The sequence below is a fragment of the Pseudoalteromonas piratica genome (assembly GCF_000788395.1).
Taxonomy (GTDB): domain Bacteria; phylum Pseudomonadota; class Gammaproteobacteria; order Enterobacterales; family Alteromonadaceae; genus Pseudoalteromonas; species Pseudoalteromonas piratica.
Window position 1 is genome coordinate 2,957,805 of sequence record NZ_CP009888.1, and the last position, 25,089, is coordinate 2,982,893.

Here is a 25,089-nt window from a genome sequence, read left to right on the forward strand (position 1 = left end):
TTTCTGCTGTTTATCCCCACAAAAATGTGGGGCACTGGAGCAAAAACCTTTATCGCATGTCCATATAAAATAACTCTAGTAGACATGCTGTGCCTTGTATACACACACTTCAAACTGCTGCAAACTCAAACAGTAAAGGTCAACAGTAACTAATCGTCGTTCTTTTCCGAATCAATAGCATCATCAATCATTTCTTGTGCCGCAGTAAACTCGACTTCCATTAAGTCCACGCGTTGTAATCCTCGCGGTAACTTGTTACCACGTCGTCCGCGTTCGCCATAGTAATGCTCAAGATCACTTGGTTTAAGCGTAAGCTTGCGTTTGCCTGCATGAAGCGTAACAGACGCACCATCCGGCACAATTCCCAATACTTTGACAAACTCTTCACGTGCTTTCACTCGTGCACTTGGGATAGAGATAATCTTATTACCCTTACCTTTACCCAGTTTTGGCAAATCTCGAATAGGGAAGATCAGCATACGTCCTTCATTCGAAATCGCTAAACATCGATCCGTAGAAACATCATGAATTGGCTGAGGTGTCATCAGTAATGCCGCTTCAGGAATTGTCACTAGCGCTTTACCGTTTTTATTTTTACTGACTAAATCATTAAACTCAGCGATAAAGCCATAACCTGCATCTGATGCCATCAAGAAATTAGCTTTTTCATCTCCCATCACGACATGTTCAAGATTAGCGCCAGCTGCCACATTAAAGCGCCCTGTCATAGGTTCACCTTGGCTACGCGCTGATGGCAGGCTGTGGGTATCGGTCGCAAATGCTCGACCAGAGCTATCTAAGAATACGCTTGGTTGATTACTGCGACCTTTCGCAAGAGATTTGAAGCTATCGCCTGCTCTATAACTTAGTCCTTCAGCATCAATATCATGACCTTTTGCAAAACGTGCCCAGCCTTTTTCAGAAAGCACCACTGTAACGCTTTCAGATGGCATTAAATCTTTTTCGCTCAGGGCTTTTGCTTCACCGCGCTCAACTACAGGTGAACGGCGGTCGTCACCATAAAGCTCAGCGGCTTCTTGAATTTCTTTTTTAAGTAACGTCGACATACGACGCTCAGAACCTAGAGTCAGCTCAAGCTTATCACGCTCTTTGGCAAGCTCATCTTGCTCGCCACGAATTTTCATTTCTTCCAATTTAGCAAGGTGACGAAGTTTAAGTTCTAAAATTGCTTCTGCTTGTGTTTCAGTGATACCAAAACGTGCCATTAATACCGGCTTTGGTTCATCCTCAGAGCGAATAATTTCAATCACCTCGTCAATATTTAAAAAGGCTATCAATAAACCTTCTAAAATATGCAAACGTGCCAATACTTTATCTAGACGGTATTGTAAACGGCGACGAACTGTTTCGCGTCTAAAAACCAACCATTCAGATAGAATAGTTTTCAGATCTTTTACTTGAGGACGGCCGTTTAGGCCCAGCATGTTTAAGTTAACACGGTAGTTTTTCTCAAGGTCTGTGGTAGCAAATAAGTGCGCCATAAGAGGCTCAGCTTTTACACGGTTTGAACGCGGCACAATCACAATTCGGGTTGGATTTTCATGATCAGACTCATCACGTAAATCGGCCACCATAGGTAATTTTTTAGCGCGCATCTGCGTTGCTATCTGTTCAAGTACTTTCGCACCTGAACATTGGTGAGGCAGTGCTGTAATAACAATATCGCCCTGCTCTTCGGTATAAACCGCGCGCATTTTGATAGAGCCTTTACCACTTGAATAGATTTTGCGAATTTCCGCCTTAGGCGTGATGATTTCCGCATCTGTTGGGTAATCTGGTGCTTGTACTAAATCAAGCAACTCTTCAAGCTCGGTTTTTGGTTTATCTAATAATGCACAACAGGCACTCGCTACTTCACGAACATTGTGAGGCGGGATGTCTGTTGCCATACCGACTGCAATGCCAGTGATACCGTTAAGTAGAATGTGCGGTAAACGCGCAGGTAACACTTCAGGCTCTTTCATGGTGCCATCGAAGTTAGGGATCCAATCGACTGTGCCTTGGCCTAGTTCTTTTAATAAAACCTCAGAAAACTTAGACAAACGCGCTTCGGTGTAACGCATCGCCGCGAAAGACTTAGGATCATCTGCCGCACCCCAGTTACCTTGACCATCCACCAGCGGATAACGGTAAGAAAACGGCTGCGCCATCAGTACCATGGCTTCGTAACAGGCACTATCACCATGAGGGTGATATTTACCAAGTACGTCACCCACTGTACGGGCTGATTTTTTATATTTAGCCGCTGCCGATAAGCCTAGTTCACTCATCGCATACACAATTCGACGTTGTACTGGTTTTAAACCGTCACCAATATGCGGTAATGCACGGTCTTTTATGACATACATCGAGTAATTTAAGTAGGCGCTTTGCGTAAACTGCGCCATTGTTTGTTGTTCTATCCCTTGCATTGCGAGGGTATCGAGATCTGACATGCTCGTTTACCTAAATTTATTATGCTTGTTATGAGTTCCACGAATCTGCTTGGTCGCCGCTGGTTTCTAACCATTCACGACGATCGCCTGAGCGCTTTTTGGCAAGTAACATATCCATTACTTCTAGTGTTTCTTCATCGCCATCAAGTCTTAATTGCACTAAGCGACGGGTATTTGGATCCATTGTCGTCTCGCGTAGCTGCATTGGGTTCATTTCACCCAAACCTTTAAAGCGTTGCACATTCACTTTGCCACGTTTTTTCTCAGCTTCAATGCGGTCTAAGATGCCTGTTTTCTCATCTTCATCAAGGGCGTAAAACACTTCTTTACCCACATCAATACGATAAAGAGGCGGCATTGCGACATAAACATGACCTTGTTCAACAAGAATTGGGAAATGCTTGACAAACAGTGCACATAGTAGGGTTGCAATGTGTAACCCATCAGAGTCCGCATCAGCTAGGATACAAATTTTGTGATAACGCAGATTTGATAAGTCACTTGAATCAGGGTCCATACCAATCGCCACCGAAATATCATGAACTTCTTGTGACGCTAGTATTTGACCTGACTCGACTTCCCAAGTATTGAGGATTTTACCGCGCAGTGGCATCACAGCTTGGAATTCACGGTCGCGCGCTTGTTTTGCAGAACCACCCGCAGAGTCACCCTCTACTAAGAAAAGCTCGCTGCGTTCACTTTCTTGTGTACTACAGTCGGTTAATTTACCCGGTAATGCCGGCCCTGAAGTGATTTTTTTACGCACCACTTTTTTCGCGGCACGCATACGCTTTTGCGCGTTGCTAATACAAATTTCTGCTAGCAATTCAGCGATATCTGTATGTTCATTCAGCCATAAGCTGAACGAGTCTTTTACCACACCGGATACAAATGCAGAAGTTGAACGTGAAGATAGCTTTTCTTTCGTTTGCCCAGCAAATTGCGGGTCTTGCATTTTCACTGACAACACATAACTACAGCGTTCCCAGATATCGTCTGGAGTTAATTTAACACCACGTGGTAATAAATTACGGAATTCACAGAATTCACGCATCGCTTCTAACAAGCCTTGACGCAAACCATTTACATGGGTACCACCCTGTGCGGTTGGAATAAGGTTTACATAACTCTCATAAACCCCCTCGCCGCCTTCTGGCAACCATAACACTGCCCAATCCACCCCTTCGGTAGAACCTGCAAATTCGCCAGTAAATGGTTGTTTTGGTAATACTTCGTATTCTTTTAATGCATCGGCAAGGTAATCTTTTAAACCATCTTCAAAAAACCACTCTAAGGTCTCTTTCGATTGCTTATTAATAAATCGAATGCGTAAGCCTGGACACAGAACCGCTTTTGCTTTTAATAAATGCTTGAGCTTGCTAAGTGAGAAGTTGGCAGAATCAAAATAACTGGCATCAGGCCAAAAATGTACTGAGGTACCGGTGTTGCGCTTACCCACAGTACCTACTTCGGTAAGGTCTTGCACCTTGTCGCCATTTTCAAACGCAATTTCATATACTTTGGCATCACGACGAACAGTTACCAATACCCGTGTTGATAAGGCATTTACAACCGAGATACCTACCCCGTGTAAACCACCTGAAAACTGGTAGTTTTTATTCGAAAATTTACCACCGGCATGCAGTTTAGTCAGAATAAGTTCTACCCCTGGAATACCTTCTTCAGGGTGAATATCTATCGGCATACCACGGCCATCATCAATAACTTCCAGTGAATTGTCTTCATGGAGTATGACATCAATTTTTGATGCATGCCCCGCTAAAGCTTCATCCACACTGTTATCGATAACTTCTTGACCAAGGTGGTTAGGACGGGTGGTGTCGGTATACATGCCTGGACGGCGTTTTACCGGTTCAAGTCCATTTAATACCTCAATGGCTTCTGCATTGTAATCTTGTGTCGTCATGAAATGCGGTTCTTTTTATATTAATTATCTTTGGTGACCTAGTTTCCCTTGTGGGTAAAAAGTTCTAGGTTTTAGCGCGTTTTTTATAGTTATAACTGTTTTACGATATTTTCAGGAAATCTACAATATCTGGGAAATAACGTTGGAACCCAATAAAACTGTGATCGCCAGCAAATTCAATACGCTGACGGCAGTTTTTATAATAATCGACCGCCTGTGAAAAATCTAATACTTCATCACCCATCTGCTGTAAAAGGAATATTAATTGTGGTGAAGGAAGTGAATTAACATACAGCTGCTTTAAATCAGCAACATGTTGTGTAGTAACATCGTAATAATAATCTTGGTAAGGATTATATTGCTGGCCAAGATAGTCCTTCATCAAAGTAAATGGAACAACCGCTGGATTAACAACAACTGCTGGTAGCTGATGACGCTGAGATAAAAACGTCGCAAAAAAACCGCCAAGCGAGCTACCTATCAGTTTTGTATTAGGTGTTATTAACGCTTCGAGCGTCAACAAAATTTCTCGCGGTTCGTGGTTTAGTTTTGGCACTAAATACTCAACATCATGATATTTCGCTAAATATTGACCAAACTGTTGTGCTTTAAATGAATCGGGTGAACTGTTGAAACCATGAATGTAAATTACGCGTTGTTTAGCCATACTACCTGAGTGTGAAAACTGCCTTCGTCTTGTAATCGTATCATACGAAATGCAGGACCTAAGTCTACTTGCTGCCAATCTGGGGTATTTTTCTCAAATTGAATTGATGTTGCAGGCGTTGCAAATACCGCAAAACCATCAAATATCCAGCTATACTCGTTGTGCACATGACCGTGGATCAAGGCTTTTACATTGCTATGACGCGAAAGCAAACCTAGCAATTCATCGCCATTTTCTAACATGTGTTTATCGAGATAACCATCTATGGCTATAGGGTGATGGTGGGTTAAAACCAAGGACGCTTTGGCACTACTCTTTAACTCTGACATGATTTCGTTAAGGTGAGCTTTTGTCATTAGTCCCGCAGGCGTTGGGCCTTTTGAGTTGGTGAGTAACACCTGCCAATTGTTGCTGTGTATTGCTTTGCAGCTGGCAATACCATACTGAGTAAAAACACGATTATAAACATCTAGTTCATCATGGTTACCTGGTAACCAAAAAAGCTTGTCAGCAAGCCCTGCATCCACCACCTGTTGTGCGAATAAATGATACGATTCTTCACTGTGATCTTGCGTTAAATCACCGCCAAAAATGATTGCATCACAATCAATTAGCTTGATATGTGCGAGTGTGGCACGAAGATAATTCGCTGTGTTTACATTAAAGTATTCACCATTTAGGTCAGCAAAAACATGACTATCCGTGATATGGATTAGTGTAAGCTGGTCTTTATCAAAATGTGCTTTCTGCTTAAACCACGCCATGATCTGTATCCCAATGAAAAGTACTACGACCTTGGTTGATGCAGTATTCTAACCAATCTTTTAAAAATGCATTAAGTTGATATTTTTCATCTTTTTGATGCATATCTGGGTTGGGGTAACCATATGAAGGTTTCACCCGTTTGGGGTAATATTTACATACTACTTCAGCAACTTTCGCATCATGATAGACGCGCACATTTAAATCCGGACGGGTAAAGCCAATTACCTGACTGTCGGTTTGTTTTAGCGACACCAAATTTGTATAGGGAGATGCTTCTAACACAGTTAGGGTAAACTCGAAACCACCTACCAATACTTTGTTAACCGCCCCTTTATCATTTTGTTTTGGCAACAGGCGATTTATGCGCGCGTAATTTTGCTCGCACAAACGAATGTACTTCGGTAAATTTTGTCGATAAGCCTGTGCTAACACGAACGATACTTCTCTCTTATTGATTCAATATTGAGTTTAAGCCATTGTAAACAAATAACCGTTGCGGCGTTATCCATCTCACCTTCATCTAATAATTTAAACGCTTCCGCAACAGGCAAAACATGTACTTTAATGTCTTCACCTTCCGCAGGTACGCCAAAAACCCCACCTGCATTTGATAAATCTGCCTCAGCATAATACAAATACAAACGTTCTGAGGTACCGCCAGGACTTGAAAGATACGATAACATAAACTCAATATTTTCAAGCGCAATGCCGGACTCTTCCAATGCTTCTTTTTTTACGACTGCTTCGTAATCTGTGCTGCCATCTGTCATTCCGGCAATCACTTCAAACAACCATGGCGACTTATCATCGCTCATTGCACCAATGCGGATTTGCTCTATCAGTAACACCGCATCCAATTTTGGGTCATAGGGTAAGACCGCAACGGCATCGCCACGTTCAAATATTTCACGTATTACGATATCTGACTGACCACCAGCAAAAAGCGCGTGTCGAAAATGGTATTCATCAATTTTAAAAAAACCATTAAAGGTGCGCTTTTTAGCGACTATTTCTACATCTGACTGCTTGAATTTTGTAATTTTGGCCATATTAAACGTATCAATTAGTTTAAAATCTATTCGATAATCTATCGATTTTTCGGTATTTTAGCTTATTAAGCCAATAAAACGAATTTTTCATATTCTGTTACACTTGAATACTTTGTTTTACTGTATTGTTTTTCTAATCACTAAAAAAACACGCTAAGATGCTTTCAAAAATTGTCTGGGGATGACAACAACTATGAAAAAGAAACTATTATCTGCGCTAGTTGCATTTACTTGTAGTTTTTCAGTAACACAAGCAAATGCAGAAGACCTAATGCAAGTATACGAAATCGCACTTGCAAACGATCCTGTAGTTTTAAAGGCAAAAGCAACGCGCGATGCACAAGACTACAACACGGATATCGCAATGGCGGCTTTATTACCGCAAATCGGTGCAACAATGGGTTATGAGAAAACGGATGGTGATCTAGGTGACTCGGATGTTTTCAGCCGCGGTATTAGATTAGACCAAGACCTATTCAATTTGGGGTCTTGGAAATCACTTAACATTGCAGAAAAGCAAGCTCTTCAAGCAGATGCAAGTTATCAGCTAGCACAGCAAAATCTGATTGTTCGTGTTTCTAATGCTTACTTTAATGTGCTTGCACGCCAAGATGACTTAGAGTTTGTTCGCGCAGAAAAACGTGCTATTGAACGTCAGCTTGAGCAAACCAAACAGCGCCATGCGGTAGGTCTTACTGCTATTACTGATGTACACGAAGCGCAAGCACAATACGATAATGCCGTTGCTCGCGAAATTGTTGCAATCAATGATGTTGAAACCGCGCGCGAAGAGCTTGGTGAGATCACTGGTAAATATCACGAAAAACTTAATGCCCTTAACACTGATAAATTCTCAACAGTAAAGCCTGCACGTAAGAGCACTGAATTTGTTGAGTCAGCAAAAGAAAATAATATTTCGCTACAAGTATCACGTGTGTCTGTAGATATTGCTAAAGAGCAAATCGAACAAGCAAAAGCAGGCCACTATCCGAAACTGACTTTATCGGCTTCTTATGGCGATAGCCTTGGCGAAACAGGTCCTCGTGTAGATCAAACTAAAGTAGGTTTAGGTTTCTCTGTGCCAATTTACCAAGGTGGTGGTACGCATGCAGCGGTAAACCAAGCTACTGAATATTTTGTTGCAGCAAGCCAAGAATTTGAAAGTGCTTACCGTAACGTAAATAAACAAGTTCGTACGTCATATAATCAAGTAGTGTCAGATATCGCGACATATCGCGCACTTGAACAAGCAGTAGTATCTGCTGAAAGTGCTTTGCAAGCCACTGAAGCAGGTTTTGAAGTGGGCACACGTACTATTGTAGACGTATTACTAAGTACTCGTAACTTATACGACGCAAGCCGTAACTTATCGGCGGTTCGTTACCGTTATGTTGTATCTACTCTTGGTTTAAAACTTGCCGAAGGTACACTGTCTCGCAGTGATATCGAAGCAATTAACCGTGGCCTAAACTAACCTCGGTAATCTAATTCAACGTGGGAATAAATCAATTCCCACGTTTTCCTTTCTTTTTGATATACTCGCGCTAATTTTTTACTTTTGCCAAACGATATTGTGATAACTAAAGCGCCTTTTTCATATTCTTTTCTAGCTCCTAAATATTGGCTTACTTGGTTAAGTGTATTTATTCTGTATTTGCTTTCTTGGTTGCCTTATAACCTACAGATTTTACTTGGAAAGTTACTTGGCCGTTTAGTTTATCGTTTTGTTAAAAAGCGCCGCAAAATTGCCGAAGTTAACATCGCACTAGCCTTCCCTGAGCTCGATAAGGCGGCGCAAGCAAAGTTAGTCAAAGAAAACTTAGAAAACACTGGGATTGCTATTTTTGAGTCTGGTATGGCGTGGTGGTGGCCCCAGTGGCGTGCCAAAAAGCACTTTGGTGGCATTACCGGTTACCACCATATTGAGAATGCAATTAACAGCGGTAAAGGTGTTCTGATGTTAGTGCCGCATATGATGCATCTCGAAGTTGCAGGTCGTATGATGGGCATTCAAAATACAGGTGTTGGTTTTTATCGCCCGCATAACAACCCTTTAATGGAATACATTATTGTTAATGGCCGCCTGCGCTTTAGTGAAGCGTTAGTGACCAAACGTGATGTAAAAAGCTTATTAAAAGCGCTTAGTAAGCAAAAACTTTGTTACTACTTACCGGATCAAGACTATGGCCGTAAACGCTCTGAATTTGTACCGTTTTTTGCCGTAGAAGAAACCTGTACGACAACCGGCACGTTAATTTTTGCTAGCAGTAAAAATAGTGAAACGGTCGCACTTTCAACCTACCGCAAAGGTGGTAAATACTTCCTCGATGTCAGCCCTGTTTTTGAAGGTTTCCCAACGGGTAATGATATAAATGACGTAACCCGTGTGAATAAGGCAATGGAAGACGCAATTCGAAAAGCGCCTGAGCAATATTTATGGCTGCATCGCCGCTTTAAAACACAAAAAGATCCAAACGCGACGTCATATTACAAATAGATAATTAAGACTCGAATACCATGTCTTTGTTGAGGGTTAGCGTTTTTAGGGAGTCAACCAACTCCCTAACAATGAGTGTTTATCAGGTGAAACATGCTTAATAGTTAAGCAAACCGCCTAAAATACGAATTTAGTATTATGCAAAAAAGGCTTATGTTGGGGCTATTATTGATTTGTTTCTAATTTAAGCATTGAGAGTTGTTGTGTGGTTTTGGCTTAAGCATTTATCTTTGGGTATTATTTTAATCGCTGCTGCACTTTATTTGCTTCTCGGCAAAGGCCCTGTGTTTAACTCAGACTCAAAATCAAATGCCGCAGCAGAAGGCCTATCAAACTTTTACAGTAGCTTTCGTAATACCCTAAGCTCTATGACCGAGCGTGAAAAATATGTTATTCAACTCGATACGCCTGATACTTCGCTCGCTCAACATCTGCAACAAAAACGTTCTTCAACTAAAATCCCTGCTAATTGGCGCGGTGAAATTAAAGCCCGTCGCTTTGATAAAGGTGACACCTTAAAAGCAGTACTTTCTGACTTTGCCGAGCAAGAAGGTATTGAATTTCTATGGTATCTCGATAAAGACTACATCATTAAAGACAACTTTCGTGTCGATGAAACCTTTATCACAACGCTTTATCAGGTATCTAAAGCCATTGACAGCGATTTTGAAAGCACTGTCTATGGCTTTTTCTGTTACAAACACGGTACAGCAGTCATTACTGAAAACCCAACCCGTTATGTACGCGACAATTGCGTTAAAGCCACACTTTAATTGTTAGCTTCAATTAAGTACTTTTGCCAAATTGCCCTGATTGCTTGTGTTTTATCAGCAACACTTGCCACGCTCACCAGTTTTGCCTCTTGACGTAAACTTACTTGATGATATAGCTCACGAAGTTCACAATAAGCTGATTTTAGTGCCAACATTTCGTTTTGCTCTATTAAACCAAGATTCGCCGCTTGCTCAAAAATGCGAATATTATCCGAATATTGTGAGATAAGTGGCTGTTGATGCGTATTTTCCAATACTATGTACTGAGCTAGAAACTCAATATCTGCCATACCGCCTAATCCCTGTTTAATATCAAAAAGAGCGTCATCCCCTTTCATTAAGTGATCGCGCATTTTTTGGCGCATATTCACCACCTCTTCTTTCAATTTTGCTCGCTCACGTTTAAGTGACAGTACTTCAGTTCGAATTGCGTCAAAGCGTTCAAACAAAGTAGCCTGCCCATAAATCATTCTGGCACGCACTAATGCTTGGTGCTCCCACGTCCATGCTTGATTGAGCTGATACTCTCTGAAGGTTTCAATGTTGATTGCCAACAATCCTGAAGCGCCTTCAGGACGTAAACGTGTATCAAGTTCATACAAAATGCCCGATGCTGTACGTGTGTTAAACAGGTGCAACAAGCGTTGTGCTAGTTTTAAGTAAAATTGGCGCGCATCAATTTGTTTATTGCCATCGGTTTGCCCTTGACCGTCACTATTGTGCACAAACACTAAATCAAGGTCTGAGTCATACCCCAGCTCAATACCACCCGCTTTACCATATGCGATTACCGCAAATCCTTTTTCATCATCGTTTGCACCTGGCGGATAGCCAAAACGTGTTACCATTTGCTGCCACGCTAAGTTAACACATTGACTGACAATCGCTTCTGAAAGCGCCGTTAAGTGATCACTTACCTTCATTACGTCAAGCACACCTGTTGCATCAGCTGCAGCAATTTTTAATTGATGTGTTTGCTTAAACTGACGCAATGCTTCCATCTGCATTTCAAGGTCATTGTCATCAATTCGCAAAAAATATTGGCGAATTTCTTGCTCGTAGCCACTCAAAGGTAACGTTTTATAAAGCTGCGCAGGGTCGATTAATTCATCCAGTAATATTGGATAACACGCTAGATGCTCTCCAATCCATTTGCTATGTGCACAAAGCTTAAATAATTGATTTAGTGCCCCCGGGTTTTCCAGCAGGAGTTCTAAATAGGCTGTGCGAGAGATCACTTTCTCAACGACAGCAAGTACGCGTTTTAAAATACTTGCCTCACATGCACATTTATCTGCCTGTTGCAGCAGGCTAGGCAACAGCTTATCCAGAACATCTCGTCCCCGCCCACCGAGTTTGCGTTTGGTTGTTAATTGTTTGAAGTCATGGACTAAATGATAGAAATCAACTTCTTGATTAAAGAGTTGATGGCTTGAAATAACGTCTTTACTGGGCTTTTCCCACAGTAACTGATAACGCGAATCTACCTCTTGTTCGTCTTCTCCATCAGGCCCTATCATGGCGTTAAATTCGGTGTGGATCATCGCCATTTGATGGTTTATTTCAGCTACTGCATCACCATAGTGTGTTTGACCAAGTAGCACGCTTAGTCGCTGTTGGCCTAGTTCATCTTGCGGCAGGGTTTGTGTTTGCTTATCATCAAATTGCTGCAAATACTGCTCGATACGTCTTAAAAATAAATACCCATTTGTGAGTGTATTTGCCACTTCTTGTGGCACTTCATTTAATCGTGCTAATGCTTCCAGTGCTTTACAAAACGATTGCACTTGTAGAGCCGGCTCGCGTCCACCACGGATCATTTGTAGCGCTTGTACCACAAACTCGGCTTCACGAATTCCCCCTGCACCCAGCTTTATATTTTCTGTTAACCCTTTGCGTCTAACATCTTGGGCTATCAATGATTTCATTTTTCTAAGCGATTCAATCACTGAAAAATCAATATACTTACGATAGACAAACGGCCTTAGCATCGCATAAAACTCTTGCCAATAAGGGCTTTCAGCACCAAGTAAGCGCGCCTTTAACATTGCGTAACGTTCCCAGTCTCGACCCTGCTCTTGATAGTATTCTTCCATCGCATTAAAGCTCATCACTAATGGCCCACTATCACCAAATGGGCGTAGGCGCATGTCTACTCGAAAGACTTGCCCTTCAGGGGTTACTTGGTTAAGTGCCGCAATGGTTTTTTGTGCAACTTTAGTAAAGAAAACCTGTGCTTCACACGATTTACGTCCTCCTTGTGTTTCCACTTGATAAGGGTAGGTAAAGATTAAATCGATATCAGATGAATAATTTAACTCATAGCCCCCAAGCTTACCCATACCTAAGATCAACATTGGCATTGCATTGCCTTCACTATCAAGTGGCTTGCCCCATACACTGGCAACTTGTGCGTATGCCCAACGATAGGCAGAATCAATTAAGACTTCGCTTAGTTGAGAGGTGTAACTAATGCTGTTGCGAATGTCGTTGCTTGCAACTAAGTCTAGATAAGCTAATTTCAGCCAATATAAATTACGATAGTCTCTGAGTGTTTTAAATGCCGTTGGTTCGTCAGCTTCATTCAGCGACTTTTCAAAAACGGCGGGGGTATCGCGATTGGTAAGCCAAGTTTTATCTTGCAAGTAAGCAATCAATTCTGGGCGCTGCTCTAAAATACGAAACGCAAAATCACTTAAAGCTAGTAATGACACTATTTCTGGTAGAACAGTCTCTGCAGAGAAAAGTTTTGCAAAACGCTGTTCGCCTAATTGTTGTAACCCTTGTGCTAACTCCATAACTTACTTACACTCTTAACAATTAAATTTATATGCTAGGTCAGAACGTGTTGAACTCAGCAGTATCAATTCTGCTCAATTTGAAAGGTCATCACGCTTTTGTATCTTAGCAAAAAAGAATACAATTTTTATGTCTTATATCACGCTCTCAAACGATCTTTTAGTCGCATTTGCTATTACAGGTTTATTGGTATTGCTCGTTCTAATGGTGTTGAAAAAGCAGTTACGCGCATCAAGTACTGATCATGATTTAATGAATGAATTGGCTAAGAAAGATAACTTTGCGATGGGCATAAGCTATGCTTCGTCAATTTTCAGTATAATCTTAGTGGTGGGTTTTATTGCAAGAGAGTTTAACCTTACTTTGTGGCAAGAGAGCTTGCCCCATCTTGCATTGGCATTAGCATTATCACTCAGTTTTATTTGGTTCGGTAAATGGATCCACAACAGACTAATTCTCGCAGACTTCAATGAAGCCAGAGCCATTGAAAAACGCAATATGTGTGCAGCCTTAATAGATACAGGCGTATTACTTGCAAATTCAATTGTGGTACTGGGGCTTTATAAATGGTCAAAAGCGACTAATTTTAATACACTTCTCACCGACATTATTGCATTTATTGCAATTCAATTGGTTATTTTGCTTCACACTCGTTGGCAAGAACGTGGGTTTGCAGCAACCAACCAAGGCGCTTCACTGCAAACTTATTTCGCTTATGATAATACTTCTCTGGGCCTGCGTTTTGCTGCACGAATGATCGCTCTTTCACTGGCGATATTTGCAGCGCTATCAAGCATTCAGTTTATTCCAGGTAACTTTATCGACAACATCATAACGATTTTAGTTAATGTTGTTGTATTTGTAACACTGCATCAAATTACTGCATTCTTAGTGCTCAAATTAGCGCTACCTAAAGTGCAAACAAACATCGAAGTTGAACAACAGGACAATATTGGTATCGCCAATATTGAGTTAGCAGTACATTTGGCCATCGGTATTTTGCTTATTCGCCTCTTCTCAATTTAACGCTGCTCGGATTTCCACAAAGAAAAGTTGGCATAGGGATAATCAGCGCCGGCCTGCATAACACTGCTAAGTAAAGTGTAGGCCGCAACCCAGGCATCCTTTGTTTGCACTGTGAAATCAGCACCTAAACCTTGCTCTAAGGTCCAAAGTAATGCGTCAGCAACGGGTTGATAGTCAGTCATTGTAACGCCATATGCTGTATGGCGCCGACCCAATTGCCACACTTTCATTTCTAACTTATCGAGTTGCTTCAGCCCGCGAACTACGGTAGTTAAAATAGTCGCAAGTTTCTTACCCTGCTCTTCAATATCCCCTTGAAACAGCGGTTTTAAATGTGGTGCAATCGTAAACAAGCGCTGATAAAACATCGCGGTTGCATCGCTTGCAATCGGCACTATCTTTTCCCAGGACGATTGCACTAACTCGATTTGGTGTGGTGTCATAGCATCATCAGTTTATGTGTAATTACACAAGCCTAGTCCAGAAATAATAGAATGCTAGGACGCACAAGGGCAAAAAATACAACTAGCGCGTTTGCCCTTTCCATCGAAAAAATAATGAGCCAAGCAATAGAAACAAAACGCTTTGCCCAACTAGAATAAAAATTTGTGGCGCAATTTCAATAAAACCAGCCCCTTCTAACATCACAGCTCGTGCACCAATGAGCATTTGTGTTAGTGGAAATATTTGCGAAATTGCTTGCACAAATGCAGGGCTACCTTCAAGAGAAAACCAAACACCGGATAACATCATCATTGGCCATGAAACTAAGTTTAAAATGCCACCCGTAAACTCTTCAGATTCAGAACGACATGCAATTAATAAGGAAAGTGAAATCAAGGCAAATGCACCTAGAATACACAACAACAATAGCCACCACATATTTCCTACAAGGTAAAAGTCGAATATAAAATTACAAGCAAAAAAAATCCCCGAGGTTAGTACGACTACAATGAGTAAACGCGACACTATTTGCGCCGCTAAAAACTCAATAGGTTTGAGCGGCGTTGCACTTAAACGTTTAAGCACTGCATTTTTACGATAACGAACAATGACATAACCCACACCATATAAGCACGAAAACATCATGTTCATTGCTAATATCCCAGGCACCACCCAATCTAAATAACGAATTTCCTGTCCTTCGATTGTTTCTTTGATAAATTGGCCGCTGTGATTTTGAGTCGTTTCAGCTAAGAGCAATTTTTCTGCAATATAACCATTTGCAGAACTGGTATTTACCCAATATTGGTTGTCTTTAAAACTCACTAATAAATCCAATTTATGCTGTCTGAGTTTATCAATGGCACTTGATTTATTGCTGTACTCAATAAATTCTAAGTGCTTATATTGGCTAATACTGTGTTGGTTTAAATCGCCTAAGTAGCCAATTTTAAATAAAGTTGGGTTATCATTTTTAAAGATAAAGGCGAACCCAACAACCAACAGAATTGGAAACACAAGGTTCCAGCCTAGCGCCGAACGGTCGCGAAAAAACTCATAATTGCGCGCCACTAACACAGCGAAAAAACGCTTAAACATCTTGCTGCTCTCCTTGGCTTTGCAGCCCATGTCCCGTTAACTTCAAAAATAAGTCATCCAAGTTTGCCGACTTTATTTGCAAGCCTTGCAATGAAATTTGCTGCGCCAATAAGGCAGCGATAGTGGCCTCAGTATCGTCAGTATGAATAAGTGCACTATCTTGGCTAAATTGCACATTTACTAAATTATGTGATGCAGAGAGGTTTTCTTTCGGCAAAGAAATAAGGGCACCTTTGAAATGCTCTCGCAGTAAGTTTTCAGGGCTATTCATTGCTATAATTTTGCCTTTATCCATAATCGCAATTTGATCACATAAATATTCTGCTTCGTCCATATAATGGGTTGTTAACAAAATCGTTTTACCTTGGGCTTTTATGTTATTTACAAGATCCCAAAAAAGTCGTCGACTGTGTGGGTCAAGTCCAGTTGTTGGCTCATCTAAAAAGATAAGTTCTGGATCATTAATTAATGCCAAGGCCAGCAGTAAACGCTGCTTTTGCCCACCTGACAGCTTGCGATGATCCACATTTATGAATTCCGCTAACTGACATTGTTCAATTAAATCGTCTGTAGGTAAGGTTTTACTATAAAAAGAAGAAAATAACATTAACGTCTCACGCACCGTTAAATAATCTTGCAATGCGGTGTGCTGAAACTGAATACCTAACTTTTGAAAGTCTTCGCGCGTAATCGGTTTGTCATTAAATAAAATATCGCCTGAACTTGGTGCTAAAATCCCCTCAAGCATTTCAATAGTGGTGGTTTTACCTGCACCATTTGGACCGAGCAAACCAAAACATGACCCTTTGCTAACCTTAAAGTCAATTTTATCGACCGCATAGAAATCAGAGAACTGTTTGCTGAGCTGCTTTACTTCAAGAATTGTTGTCATAAGCGCCTTTAATACTTGCCTTTATTGATTGGCTTTTCATACCATATAAGCATATTAATCTTTGAGAGTCATTATGCGCGTTCCCCATATTTTCCAACCAGGTCAAATTGAAGTAGGCACAGAATTGCAACTTGACGACGATGCCGCTGGGCACATTGGCCGAGTTTTGCGAATGCAAGCAGGACAACAGGTGAGCCTATTTAATGGCGCAGGTGGCGAATACCTTTGTACAATCTCACAAGCCAATAAAAAGAATGTCTATGTCAGTGTAGATGAGTTTCATGACGTAACTTATGAATCGCCATTGAAAATTCATTTAGGACAAGGCATTTCTCGAGGCGAGAAAATGGAGTTCACCATTCAAAAATCGGTTGAGCTCGGTATTACTGAGATCACTCCCCTATTCAGTGAGCGCTGCGGTGTAAAGCTTCAAGGTGAACGTCTTGAAAAGAAACACCTACAATGGCAAAAAATTGCAATTGCTGCCGCAGAGCAGTCTGGTCGTAATTTTGTTCCTATTATTCATCCTCCTATTAAATTAGAACAATGGCTGGCTCAAGAAAGCGACGAAACTAAACTAACCTTACACCCACGTGCTGAGCACAGCATTAAAACGATTGATAGCATTAGCAACTTTAATCGTGAAAAGATGCGTTTTGTTGTAGGTCCTGAAGGTGGTTTTACCGATGGCGAAATTGCTGCAACAAAGGCTGCTAATTTTATCGATATTAAGCTTGGACCACGTGTGTTGCGAACTGAAACCGCAGCACTCACCGTTTTATCTGCTTTGCAGCTCGCATATGGTGATTTAGCTTGATATAAACCTCGAGCGTCCCCATAACATAGAGAGTTGAAAATTAAGGAAACTAACATGACGATTAAGCTTGGCATTATTTCAGATCCCATTTCAGGATTTAATATTAAAAAAGACACCGGCTTCGCCATGATGCTCGAAGCACAAAAACGTGGTTTTGAAATTCACTATATGGAAATGAATGACCTGTTTTTACGTGGTGGGCAAAGTTTCGCAACGTCATCCGTTGCCACTGTGTTTGACAACCCTGAAAAATGGTACGAATTACAAGAAAAGCAAACAATCGCGCTCGCTGACCTAGATGTTATTTTAATGCGTAAGGATCCGCCATTCGATACTGAATATATTTACGCAACCTACCTACTAGAGCGTGCTGAACAAGCCGGAACGTTAGTTATTAACAAGCCGCAAAGCTTGCGTGATGCAAATGAAAAGCTATTTACCGCGTGGTTTAGCGAGCACACACCAGATACCCTAGTAACCCGAGAACAATCACATATTCGTGAATTTTTAGAAGAGCACAAAGATATTATTCTTAAACCGCTTGATGGTATGGGTGGCGCTTCAATCTTTCGTGTTAAACAAGATGACCCTAATATTGGTGTAATTTGTGAAACCCTAACCAACCATGGTAGCCAATACGCAATGGCACAAAACTTTATTCCAGCAATAAAGAACGGTGACAAGCGCGTTCTTGTTGTAAATGGTGAAGTAATTCCTTATTGCTTAGCACGCATTCCACAAGGCGGGGAAACACGCGGCAACCTTGCTGCAGGCGGCCGAGGCGAAGCCCGCCCAATTACTGACGTTGAACGAAAAATTGCAGAGGCTGTAGCCCCAACATTAATTGAAAAAGGGTTAATTTTTGTTGGTCTCGACATTATTGGCGATAGGCTCACAGAGATAAATGTGACAGCACCAACCTGTGTTAAAGAAATTGAAGCTGCTTATGATATTTCTATTACAGGCAAGTTATTCGACGCAATTGAGCACAAACTAGCGCATACTAAGAGATAACAATACAGTAACAGGGGTTATTAGATGAGTAAGCAAACCGAGTCATTACAAAACACCTTTTTAGTTGCTATGCCAAACATGCCCGATCCGCGCTTTAAACATAGTGTGACCTATATTTGTGAGCACAACCAGGATGGTGCGATGGGGCTTGTTATTAATCAGCCAACGAATCTTACTGTTGGTGAATTGCTTGATCAGATCGACATTGAAAATAACAAAATGGCCAGTAATAGCAGTGTCGCTGTTATGTCAGGTGGTCCAGTGCATACCGACCGCGGGTTTGTATTGCATAGCAGTAAACCTGGTTACAGCTCAAGCTCGGCAATTAGCTCAGAAATCATGATAACCACCTCTAAAGATGTATTGCATGAGCTCACCAGTTATGACGCTCCCGACAACTTCCTAATTACCTTGGGTTATGCCGGTTGGGATCCAGGTCAATTAGAACAGGAACTAATTGAAAACACTTGGCTTACTGTGCCTGCAGACCCAGATATAATCTTTAATACGCCAGCACACTTGCGCTGGCAAAAAGCGATCGAAAGTTTAGGTATTGATATAAATAAACTGTCGCTTTATTCAGGACACGCGTAAATGAGTAAAAAACCAATTGGTCAACGCACATTAGTTGGCTTTGACTTTGGTACGAAAAGTATTGGCATTGCCGTCGGACAAGAGATTTCTGGCACAGCAACTGCACTTAGTGCAATTTCAGCCAAAGATGGCATTCCTAATTGGGATAATCTAAAGAAGGTCCTTGATGAATGGCAACCTGACTTATTAATCGTTGGCTTGCCGCTCAATATGGATGGTACCAATCAAGAAGTCACCTTCAAAGCAAAGAAGTTTGCCAAACGTTTACATGGCATGTTTGGTTATCAAGTTGAAGTACAAGATGAAAGGTTGACCACTACAGACGCTAAAGCGCGCTTATTTGACCACGGTGGTTATCGTAATTTAGCAAAAGATAAAGTAGACAGTATGTCTGCCCAAATTATCCTCGAGAGCTATTTTGAAAGCCTTTACGCAGACTAAGTGCAAAGTTATAAGGGGTAGATAAATTACCCCTCAACTTATTACAAATCGAGCTTTTCTTGTTTTGAGTTAAGTTTATTGTTTATCAATCAAGGCACTGTTAAGTACCTTCACTGTGCCTTTTTCCGGTATAAAGCCAGCTTCAATATAGGCCTTTTTAATCCGATTTTGCTTAGCAAGCTCACGTAATCCTTTTTGAAGCGCATTAAAAGCAGCTTCACCATCAGGATGCTTCTTACTTACCACAAAATGACGACTATCATTAAATGTCAGGGCTATTCCTGGCACAGCGAGTAACTCAAGAGAATGAAGTTTATAGTGATTGTTTAAAGCGGGCATAAAAGGCAATAAAACAAAATCAGCCCACTTTTTATCCACAGCCCGAATTTGTTGAAGCCACTCATCATCTTGATATAACTTTTTCAATTTTAAACTTGAAAGTGTTTGCCAATCAGCATGCCAGCGTGGAGTAGAAATAGACGTAAACGATGAAAAGTCTTCAAGACTATCAATAGTAAACACTTTTCGGTTTTCAGGGTGGGCAAAAACACCTGCTAAATATTCGCCTTTGCGAAAAACAGGTTCTGAAATATAAGCATATTCAGCGATTTTTTCGGCATCTGCGTACCAATAAGTGTCAAAGCTAAGTAGCTGTTTGCCACGCTCTAAAATATTGGTATTTCTGAGCGTGACTTTACCCACCTGATAATTAAAACGCTTGTCAAAGCCTCCGATTTTCAGAGCCTGCAAAGCAAGTACCATATCCACTACATCGCGACGCATGCGATAGCCTGTGAAAGACTTAATTTCATGCAGATCACGACCTGCAACAAACGCTTGAAAGTCGACATACACATCATCACGGATATACATATCAATTTCATTTGAGGATTTTGCTGCATACGCAGCAAATCCTGTTAACAGGTTAAAGAGAATGAATACTAAAACTTTAAAACGACATAACTTCAACATAGACGCTTCACTTACTACTGGTTTTTATCTCCATCAAGACCATCAACAGTCACCCCTTGCAAGAAACCGGCACCCTGTTGCTCATTATTACGAAGTTTAATCATCAATCGTAAGTCATTTGGCGAATCAGCATGATGCAGTGCATCAGCATAATTAATACGGTGTTGCTGATAGAGATCAAAAAGCGCTTGGTCGAATGTTTGCATACCCATCTCGCGAGATTTCGACATGGTTTCTTTAATTGCCCCCACTTCGCCACGTTTAATTAGTTCAGCAACCATGGGCGAGTTGAGTAATATTTCAATCGCAGCTGCACGGCCATGGCCATCACTGGTTGGTACTAATTGTTGCGCTACAATGGCACGTAAGTTAAGGGCTAAATCGTATTTTAACTTGTCATGCTTTTCTTTTGGCACTAAGTGCATAATACGGTCGATTGCTTGGTTTGCGTTATTGGCGTGCAATGTTGCCACACATAAGTGACCAGTTTCAGCAAAAGAGAGCGCGTATTCCATGGTTTCTTGCGAACGGATCTCACCAATCAGAATAACATCTGGAGCCTGACGAAGTGAGCTTTTCAGCGCTGATTCAAAGCTATCTGTATCAAGACCTACTTCTCGCTGGGTCACAATGCTTTTCTGGTGTTCGTGCACAAATTCAATGGGATCTTCAATGGTTAAAATATGACCACGCTGATTACGGTTACGGTAACCTAAAAGGGCTGCTAATGAAGTTGACTTACCAGTACCCGTACCACCTACAAATAGCACCAAGCCACGTTTTGACATAATCACATCAGTTAATACTGTTGGTAAGCCAAGTGCTTGTACTTCAGGGATAGTCGTGACAATTCGACGAATAACCATGCCAGCTTTATCTCGCTGCCAAAAGGCTGAGACACGGAAACGACCTGAATCGCGTGCAATTGCAAAGTTACACTCTTTCGTGTCGTGGAACTCTTTAATTTGCTTTTCTGTCATTGCCGACTCAACCATCGCAAGGGCTTCTTCTTCGGTTAAGTCGTTTTCGCCTACAGGGCGTAATTCACCATTAATTTTGGCACTGACTGGTAGATGTGTAGAAACGAATAAATCCGATGCTTCATTCTCTACCATTTGTCTTAAAAAATGATCAAGATTGTACATAAATACCTCTAAACACTATCGTGCGCCTGGGGCGCCAAAGTTGTTTTTATCGTGCGCTTTAGCATAGGCATCTTGCTGCGTAATTAAGCCGCGATTCAGTAGATTAGCTAAACACTGATCCATGGTTTGCATGCCATGCGATGCGCCCGTTTGTAATGACGAGTACATCTGTGCAATTTTGTCTTCACGAATAAGGTTACGAATAGCAGGGGTACCTATCATGATTTCGTGTGCTGCGATTCGTCCGCCACCTACTTTTTTCACAAGTGTCTGTGAAATTACAGCTCGTAATGATTCAGAGAGCATTGAACGTACCATGTCTTTTTCTTCACCTGGGAATACATCGATAATACGGTCAATGGTTTTAGGTGCTGAGGTGGTGTGAAGTGTACCAAACACTAAGTGACCAGTTTCTGCAGCTGTCATTGCAAGGCGAATAGTTTCAAGGTCACGTAATTCACCGACTAGAATTACGTCTGGATCTTCACGTAATGCTGAACGCAGGGCATTGTTAAAGCTATGCGTATCACGATGAACTTCACGTTGGTTAATTAGACTTTGTTTGTTGTCATGAACAAATTCAATAGGGTCTTCAATCGTTAGTACGTGATGATGTTTGTGGGTATTAATGTAATCAATCATTGCAGCAAGCGTCGTTGACTTACCTGAACCGGTTGGCCCTGTAACCAACACTAAACCACGTGGGTTGTTTGAAATATCTTTAAAAATTTCAGGGCAGCCTAAATCTTCCAGGGTTAATACAGTACTTGGGATAGTACGAAATACGGCTGCAGGTCCACGGTTTGAATTAAAGGCATTTACACGAAAACGGGCTAAATTGGGTACTTCAAACGAAAAGTCACACTCTAAGTTTTCTTCATACTCTTTTCGCTGCTTATCATTCATAATATCATAGACTAAGCCGTTTACGTCTTTTGGCCCAAGTGCGGGGATATTAATTCTTCGAACGTCGCCATCAACGCGGATCATCGGTGAAACACCTGATGATAAATGTAAATCTGATGCATTATGTTGCACACTGAATGCCAATAATTCAGTAATGTCCATTGGATTGCTCCACTATGTTACTTTTTTGAATAATTATATGATTACAATAGCAGAACGACTTAAATTCGCCTATGACAGAATCACAAAAGCGATAAAAAATTCTCACATTTCAGGGCAAAAAGTGGCTCTATTAGCGGTCAGCAAAACCAAGCCTAGTACTTTAATACGAGAAGCCTATAATGCGAACCAACGTCAGTTTGGCGAATCCTATGTACAAGAAGCCGTTGAAAAAATTGCTGAGCTCTCAGATTTAAATGATATTGAATGGCATTTCATTGGGCCAATTCAATCAAACAAAAGTGCCCTTGTGGCAGCTCACTTTGATTGGGTGCAAAGTGTAGACCGCATGAAAATAGCAAGGCGTCTGAATGAACAACGTCCAAGCAACTCAGCAAAATTAAATGTGCTTATTCAAGTAAATATTGATGATGAAGAGACGAAGTCAGGCTGTGCTATTAACGAGTTACCCGAACTCGCCGCATTTGTAGCCAACGCAGAAAATTTAGAATTGCGGGGATTAATGGCGATTCCCAAAAAAAGTGAAACAAATGAACAGCAACAAGCCAGCTTTGCCAAGCTCAACGCTTGTTTTACCCAGTTAAAGGCCCAATATCAATCTATTGATACACTTTCTATGGGCATGAGTAATGATGTTGAAGCTGCGATAAGCCAAGGCAGCACTATGGTGCGAATTGGCACTGATATCTTCGGCCCAAGAACTTAATTAAATCGTAAAAGAGAGTCCCTATGTCACAAAAAACCATCGCATTCATTGGTACTGGAAATATGAGCTATGCCATTATCGGCGGGCTAGTAAATAGTGGCTTTAGCCCAAACCATATTATCGCAACCAATCGCAATGCTGAAAAATTGGCTAAAGTTGGTGATGACTTTGGTATTCAAGTTACTAGCGATAACATTCAAGCCATTAACCAAGCTGATTATGTTGTGCTCTCAGTTAAACCACAAATGATGGAAGCCCTTTGCCAAACTATTAAAGAGTCAGGCATCGCGTACAAAGATAAGGTATTTATTTCTGTTGCAGCTGGCATTAAAGTGGCACGCTTACAAGAAATGCTAGACCACCCAGTGAAGATGATCCGCTGTATGCCAAATACACCCAGCTTACAAGGTAAAGGTGTGAGCGGACTATTTAGTAACAATACGAATGAGCAAGAAAAACAATTCGCAACCGAAGTATTTAGCGCAACGGGTATTGTTAGTTGGCTAGAAACAGAAGATCAAATTAACGACATTATTGCTGTTACCGGCTCGTCGCCCGCTTATGTGTTTTTATTTTTAGAAGCCATCGAGCAAAAGGCAATAGAACTAGGTTTTGATGCTGAGCAAGCACGTCAATTAGTGCAACAAGTTGCCGTTGGTGCAAGTGATATGGTGGCAAAATCTCCAGACTTATCAATCAGTCAGTTACGTGCTAATGTTACCTCAAAAGGTGGCACGACAGCGGCTGCAATTGCGCACCTTGAACAGCAAAACTTAACGCAAACCGTTGCCGATGCGATGGATGCCTGTATTGCCCGAGCACAACAAATGGAGCTAGAATTTTAATGAATGATGCATTTCGATTTTTAGTCGAAGTCATTTTCGACTTGTATTTAATGGTTGTCTTGCTGCGTTTTTGGCTGCAAACAGCACGCGCTGACTTTTATAACCCATTAAGCCAATTTGTGGTAAAGGCAACAAGCCCATTACTCAACCCTATTCGAAAAGTAATTCCAGGACTCGGCGGCTTTGATTTAGCGTCCTTAATGCTTGCCTTAATTGTCGCAGCATTAAAAATTGTCACAGTTTCACTGTTATTTTTTGGTGGATTAGAACCATTAACAGTTCTTATTGGCAGCGCAATCACAGTGATTAAAGAAGGCTTGAATTTAGTATTTTGGGTCTTGATTATCCGTGCAATTTTAAGCTGGGTGAGCCAAGGTTATAACCCTGTTGAAGCCATTTTTCACCAGCTTACCGAACCGATGCTACGTCCCATTCGTAAAATTATCCCACCGATTGGTGGATTAGATTTGTCGATTCTTATCTTGATTATCGGATTACAATTCTTACAAATTCTATTCCTTGATTTATTTAGATAAAAATCAAAAAATTGAGGTAGAATAAAAAAGCCGCAAAATGCGGCTTTTTTGTCATCTATACTAATATTAATTTCATTTTAAGGGGCGGAATATGAAAACCCTACTGACACTTTGTTTAGCCTGTTGTGCACTTTCAACCACAACTGTTTTCGCCAATACCGAACAAGGTGGGCAATATAAAGAGCTTGGTACCTGGCAAGTCCACTATATCGCATTTCCTTCAACTGTATTACAACCTAAAATAGCCCAGCATTATGGTATTGAGCGAAGTAATTACAATGCTGTAATCAATATTTCTGTGCTCGATAAAAAAAGCAAAGCAGCTCAGAAAGTCAGCCTGTCTGGCACAGCGAAAAACTTACTGGGTCACACCGAACAGCTTTCTTTTAAAGAAATAGTAGATGGAGAAGCTATATATTATATTGCAGAGCTTGGTTACAGCAATGAGGAACTTTATCGCTTTAATCTTGATATTAAAGGGCAAAACAAAACGGAAGTGTTGAAGTTTCAACAAAAATTTTATGTTGATTAAGTCTTAGT

25 protein-coding genes are annotated in these 25,089 nt (G+C 41.1%); 12 read left to right on the forward strand and 13 right to left on the reverse strand.

Features of this window, described 5'->3' with window-relative positions:
- Positions 1-149 precede the first annotated feature (149 nt).
- The 6 genes from parC to OM33_RS13685 all read right to left on the reverse strand — a co-directional run bounded on the left by parC (position 150) and on the right by OM33_RS13685 (position 6,864).
- Positions 150-2,456 carry a DNA topoisomerase IV subunit A gene (parC, locus tag OM33_RS13660; RefSeq protein WP_038642482.1) on the reverse strand — a complete coding sequence of 769 codons (2,307 nt, stop codon included), beginning with the start codon at positions 2,454-2,456 and terminating at the stop codon, positions 150-152.
- A 28-nt stretch (positions 2,457-2,484) separates the two neighbouring features.
- Positions 2,485-4,383 (reverse strand): DNA topoisomerase IV subunit B, encoded by a 1,899-nt coding sequence (parE, locus tag OM33_RS13665; protein WP_038642484.1) that lies wholly within the window; start codon positions 4,381-4,383, stop codon positions 2,485-2,487.
- A gap of 100 nt (positions 4,384-4,483) precedes the next feature.
- Entirely contained in the window at positions 4,484-5,050 is a 567-nt protein-coding gene (locus OM33_RS13670) for a YqiA/YcfP family alpha/beta fold hydrolase (RefSeq protein WP_038642486.1), read from the reverse strand.
- Positions 5,032-5,814 (reverse strand): metallophosphoesterase, encoded by a 783-nt coding sequence (locus OM33_RS13675; protein ID WP_038642488.1) that lies wholly within the window; start codon positions 5,812-5,814, stop codon positions 5,032-5,034. The genes OM33_RS13670 and OM33_RS13675 overlap by 19 nt, the downstream gene beginning before the upstream one ends.
- Positions 5,801-6,247, reverse strand: a complete 447-nt coding sequence (locus tag OM33_RS13680) for a DUF1249 domain-containing protein (protein WP_038642490.1) — start codon at positions 6,245-6,247, stop codon at positions 5,801-5,803. Before OM33_RS13680 ends, OM33_RS13675 begins: the two co-directional genes overlap by 14 nt.
- Positions 6,241-6,864, reverse strand: a complete 624-nt coding sequence (locus tag OM33_RS13685; RefSeq protein WP_038642492.1) for an NUDIX domain-containing protein — start codon at positions 6,862-6,864, stop codon at positions 6,241-6,243. Before OM33_RS13685 ends, OM33_RS13680 begins: the two co-directional genes overlap by 7 nt.
- A gap of 193 nt (positions 6,865-7,057) precedes the next feature.
- On the opposite strand from OM33_RS13685, the gene tolC reads away from it, so the two are divergent.
- The 3 genes from tolC (at position 7,058) to OM33_RS13700 (ending at position 10,134) form a co-directional block, all read left to right on the forward strand.
- Positions 7,058-8,338 carry an outer membrane channel protein TolC gene (gene tolC, locus OM33_RS13690; protein WP_038642494.1) on the forward strand — a complete coding sequence of 427 codons (1,281 nt, stop codon included), beginning with the start codon at positions 7,058-7,060 and terminating at the stop codon, positions 8,336-8,338.
- Between the two features lie 99 nt (positions 8,339-8,437).
- Positions 8,438-9,361: an LpxL/LpxP family Kdo(2)-lipid IV(A) lauroyl/palmitoleoyl acyltransferase gene (lpxL, locus tag OM33_RS13695; protein ID WP_038642496.1), complete on the forward strand. Its 924-nt coding sequence runs from the start codon at positions 8,438-8,440 to the stop codon at positions 9,359-9,361.
- A 203-nt stretch (positions 9,362-9,564) separates the two neighbouring features.
- Positions 9,565-10,134 carry a TcpQ domain-containing protein gene (locus tag OM33_RS13700; RefSeq protein WP_038642498.1) on the forward strand — a complete coding sequence of 190 codons (570 nt, stop codon included), beginning with the start codon at positions 9,565-9,567 and terminating at the stop codon, positions 10,132-10,134.
- On the opposite strand, the gene glnE is transcribed toward OM33_RS13700, so the two are convergent.
- Positions 10,131-12,932: a bifunctional [glutamate--ammonia ligase]-adenylyl-L-tyrosine phosphorylase/[glutamate--ammonia-ligase] adenylyltransferase gene (gene glnE, locus OM33_RS13705; protein ID WP_038642499.1), complete on the reverse strand. Its 2,802-nt coding sequence runs from the start codon at positions 12,930-12,932 to the stop codon at positions 10,131-10,133. The genes OM33_RS13700 and glnE overlap by 4 nt on opposite strands.
- Before the next feature lie 130 nt (positions 12,933-13,062).
- Here glnE and OM33_RS13710 point away from each other — a divergent pair, with 130 nt between their 5' ends.
- The gene (locus tag OM33_RS13710; RefSeq protein WP_038642501.1) at positions 13,063-13,959 is read left to right on the forward strand and encodes a DUF350 domain-containing protein; all 897 of its coding nucleotides are present in this window, start codon (positions 13,063-13,065) and stop codon (positions 13,957-13,959) included.
- On the opposite strand, the gene OM33_RS13715 is transcribed toward OM33_RS13710, so the two are convergent.
- From OM33_RS13715 to OM33_RS13725, 3 genes are all read right to left on the reverse strand, one after another.
- On the reverse strand, positions 13,956-14,402 hold the full coding sequence (locus OM33_RS13715) for a globin family protein (protein WP_038642503.1): 447 nt from the start codon (positions 14,400-14,402) through the stop codon (positions 13,956-13,958). The genes OM33_RS13710 and OM33_RS13715 overlap by 4 nt on opposite strands.
- Before the next feature lie 82 nt (positions 14,403-14,484).
- Positions 14,485-15,501, reverse strand: a complete 1,017-nt coding sequence (locus tag OM33_RS13720) for an ABC transporter permease (RefSeq protein ID WP_038642505.1) — start codon at positions 15,499-15,501, stop codon at positions 14,485-14,487.
- On the reverse strand, positions 15,494-16,393 hold the full coding sequence (locus tag OM33_RS13725; protein WP_038642507.1) for an ABC transporter ATP-binding protein: 900 nt from the start codon (positions 16,391-16,393) through the stop codon (positions 15,494-15,496). Before OM33_RS13725 ends, OM33_RS13720 begins: the two co-directional genes overlap by 8 nt.
- A 73-nt stretch (positions 16,394-16,466) precedes the next feature.
- Here OM33_RS13725 and rsmE point away from each other — a divergent pair, with 73 nt between their 5' ends.
- From rsmE to ruvX, 4 genes are read left to right on the forward strand one after another with little or no spacing between them, the layout of a single operon-like run.
- Complete coding sequence (rsmE, locus tag OM33_RS13730) at positions 16,467-17,210, forward strand: 16S rRNA (uracil(1498)-N(3))-methyltransferase (protein ID WP_038642509.1); 744 nt, start codon at positions 16,467-16,469, stop codon at positions 17,208-17,210.
- Between the two features lie 54 nt (positions 17,211-17,264).
- Positions 17,265-18,224, forward strand: a complete 960-nt coding sequence (gene gshB / locus OM33_RS13735; RefSeq protein WP_038642511.1) for a glutathione synthase — start codon at positions 17,265-17,267, stop codon at positions 18,222-18,224.
- A gap of 24 nt (positions 18,225-18,248) precedes the next feature.
- A complete protein-coding gene (locus OM33_RS13740; RefSeq protein WP_038642513.1) occupies positions 18,249-18,818 on the forward strand; it encodes a YqgE/AlgH family protein in 570 nt (189 codons plus the stop codon).
- The gene (ruvX, locus tag OM33_RS13745; protein ID WP_038642515.1) at positions 18,819-19,259 is read left to right on the forward strand and encodes a Holliday junction resolvase RuvX; all 441 of its coding nucleotides are present in this window, start codon (positions 18,819-18,821) and stop codon (positions 19,257-19,259) included.
- Positions 19,260-19,334: 75 nt separating this feature from the next.
- On the opposite strand, the gene OM33_RS13750 is transcribed toward ruvX, so the two are convergent.
- Genes OM33_RS13750 through OM33_RS13760 form a run of 3 tightly spaced genes read right to left on the reverse strand, consistent with a single transcriptional unit; the run spans position 19,335 to position 22,444 of the window.
- Entirely contained in the window at positions 19,335-20,231 is an 897-nt protein-coding gene (locus OM33_RS13750; protein WP_038642517.1) for a hypothetical protein, read from the reverse strand.
- A 14-nt stretch (positions 20,232-20,245) separates the two neighbouring features.
- Entirely contained in the window at positions 20,246-21,376 is a 1,131-nt protein-coding gene (locus OM33_RS13755; protein ID WP_038642519.1) for a PilT/PilU family type 4a pilus ATPase, read from the reverse strand.
- 15 nt (positions 21,377-21,391) lie between these two features.
- Positions 21,392-22,444 (reverse strand): type IV pilus twitching motility protein PilT, encoded by a 1,053-nt coding sequence (locus OM33_RS13760; protein ID WP_038642520.1) that lies wholly within the window; start codon positions 22,442-22,444, stop codon positions 21,392-21,394.
- Positions 22,445-22,481: 37 nt separating this feature from the next.
- Here OM33_RS13760 and OM33_RS13765 point away from each other — a divergent pair, with 37 nt between their 5' ends.
- From OM33_RS13765 to OM33_RS13780, 4 genes are all read left to right on the forward strand, one after another.
- Positions 22,482-23,168: a YggS family pyridoxal phosphate-dependent enzyme gene (locus tag OM33_RS13765; RefSeq protein ID WP_038642521.1), complete on the forward strand. Its 687-nt coding sequence runs from the start codon at positions 22,482-22,484 to the stop codon at positions 23,166-23,168.
- Positions 23,169-23,191: 23 nt separating this feature from the next.
- On the forward strand, positions 23,192-24,013 hold the full coding sequence (gene proC, locus OM33_RS13770) for a pyrroline-5-carboxylate reductase (RefSeq protein ID WP_038642523.1): 822 nt from the start codon (positions 23,192-23,194) through the stop codon (positions 24,011-24,013).
- Positions 24,013-24,549 carry a YggT family protein gene (locus tag OM33_RS13775; protein WP_038642525.1) on the forward strand — a complete coding sequence of 179 codons (537 nt, stop codon included), beginning with the start codon at positions 24,013-24,015 and terminating at the stop codon, positions 24,547-24,549. The genes proC and OM33_RS13775 overlap by 1 nt, the downstream gene beginning before the upstream one ends.
- 91 nt (positions 24,550-24,640) lie before the next feature.
- Positions 24,641-25,081, forward strand: coding sequence for a DUF4426 domain-containing protein (locus OM33_RS13780; protein WP_038642527.1), 441 nt, complete (start codon positions 24,641-24,643; stop codon positions 25,079-25,081).
- The last annotated feature ends 8 nt before the right edge of the window (positions 25,082-25,089 follow it).

Excerpts from the sequence above, each read along its gene's own strand:
- gshB (WP_038642511.1), top strand. The coding sequence starts at position 17,265 with ATGACGATTAAGCTTGGCATTATTTCAGATCCCATTTCAGGATTTAAT.
- OM33_RS13725 (WP_038642507.1), bottom strand. The coding sequence starts at position 16,393 with ATGACAACAATTCTTGAAGTAAAGCAGCTCAGCAAACAGTTCTCTGAT.
- OM33_RS13740 (WP_038642513.1), top strand. The coding sequence starts at position 18,249 with ATGAGTAAGCAAACCGAGTCATTACAAAACACCTTTTTAGTTGCTATG.
- OM33_RS13760 (WP_038642520.1), bottom strand. The coding sequence starts at position 22,444 with ATGGACATTACTGAATTATTGGCATTCAGTGTGCAACATAATGCATCA.
- parC (WP_038642482.1), bottom strand. The coding sequence starts at position 2,456 with ATGTCAGATCTCGATACCCTCGCAATGCAAGGGATAGAACAACAAACA.
- OM33_RS13710 (WP_038642501.1), top strand. The coding sequence starts at position 13,063 with ATGTCTTATATCACGCTCTCAAACGATCTTTTAGTCGCATTTGCTATT.
- OM33_RS13675 (WP_038642488.1), bottom strand. The coding sequence starts at position 5,814 with ATGGCGTGGTTTAAGCAGAAAGCACATTTTGATAAAGACCAGCTTACA.
- OM33_RS13720 (WP_038642505.1), bottom strand. The coding sequence starts at position 15,501 with ATGTTTAAGCGTTTTTTCGCTGTGTTAGTGGCGCGCAATTATGAGTTT.
- proC (WP_038642523.1), top strand. The coding sequence starts at position 23,192 with ATGTCACAAAAAACCATCGCATTCATTGGTACTGGAAATATGAGCTAT.
- OM33_RS13780 (WP_038642527.1), top strand. The coding sequence starts at position 24,641 with ATGAAAACCCTACTGACACTTTGTTTAGCCTGTTGTGCACTTTCAACC.
- parE (WP_038642484.1), bottom strand. The coding sequence starts at position 4,383 with ATGACGACACAAGATTACAATGCAGAAGCCATTGAGGTATTAAATGGA.
- OM33_RS13775 (WP_038642525.1), top strand. The coding sequence starts at position 24,013 with ATGAATGATGCATTTCGATTTTTAGTCGAAGTCATTTTCGACTTGTAT.
- OM33_RS13765 (WP_038642521.1), top strand. The coding sequence starts at position 22,482 with ATGATTACAATAGCAGAACGACTTAAATTCGCCTATGACAGAATCACA.
- ruvX (WP_038642515.1), top strand. The coding sequence starts at position 18,819 with ATGAGTAAAAAACCAATTGGTCAACGCACATTAGTTGGCTTTGACTTT.
- OM33_RS13755 (WP_038642519.1), bottom strand. The coding sequence starts at position 21,376 with ATGTACAATCTTGATCATTTTTTAAGACAAATGGTAGAGAATGAAGCA.
- OM33_RS13750 (WP_038642517.1), bottom strand. The coding sequence starts at position 20,231 with ATGTTGAAGTTATGTCGTTTTAAAGTTTTAGTATTCATTCTCTTTAAC.
- glnE (WP_038642499.1), bottom strand. The coding sequence starts at position 12,932 with ATGGAGTTAGCACAAGGGTTACAACAATTAGGCGAACAGCGTTTTGCA.
- rsmE (WP_038642509.1), top strand. The coding sequence starts at position 16,467 with ATGCGCGTTCCCCATATTTTCCAACCAGGTCAAATTGAAGTAGGCACA.
- OM33_RS13685 (WP_038642492.1), bottom strand. The coding sequence starts at position 6,864 with ATGGCCAAAATTACAAAATTCAAGCAGTCAGATGTAGAAATAGTCGCT.
- OM33_RS13670 (WP_038642486.1), bottom strand. The coding sequence starts at position 5,050 with ATGGCTAAACAACGCGTAATTTACATTCATGGTTTCAACAGTTCACCC.
- tolC (WP_038642494.1), top strand. The coding sequence starts at position 7,058 with ATGAAAAAGAAACTATTATCTGCGCTAGTTGCATTTACTTGTAGTTTT.
- OM33_RS13715 (WP_038642503.1), bottom strand. The coding sequence starts at position 14,402 with ATGACACCACACCAAATCGAGTTAGTGCAATCGTCCTGGGAAAAGATA.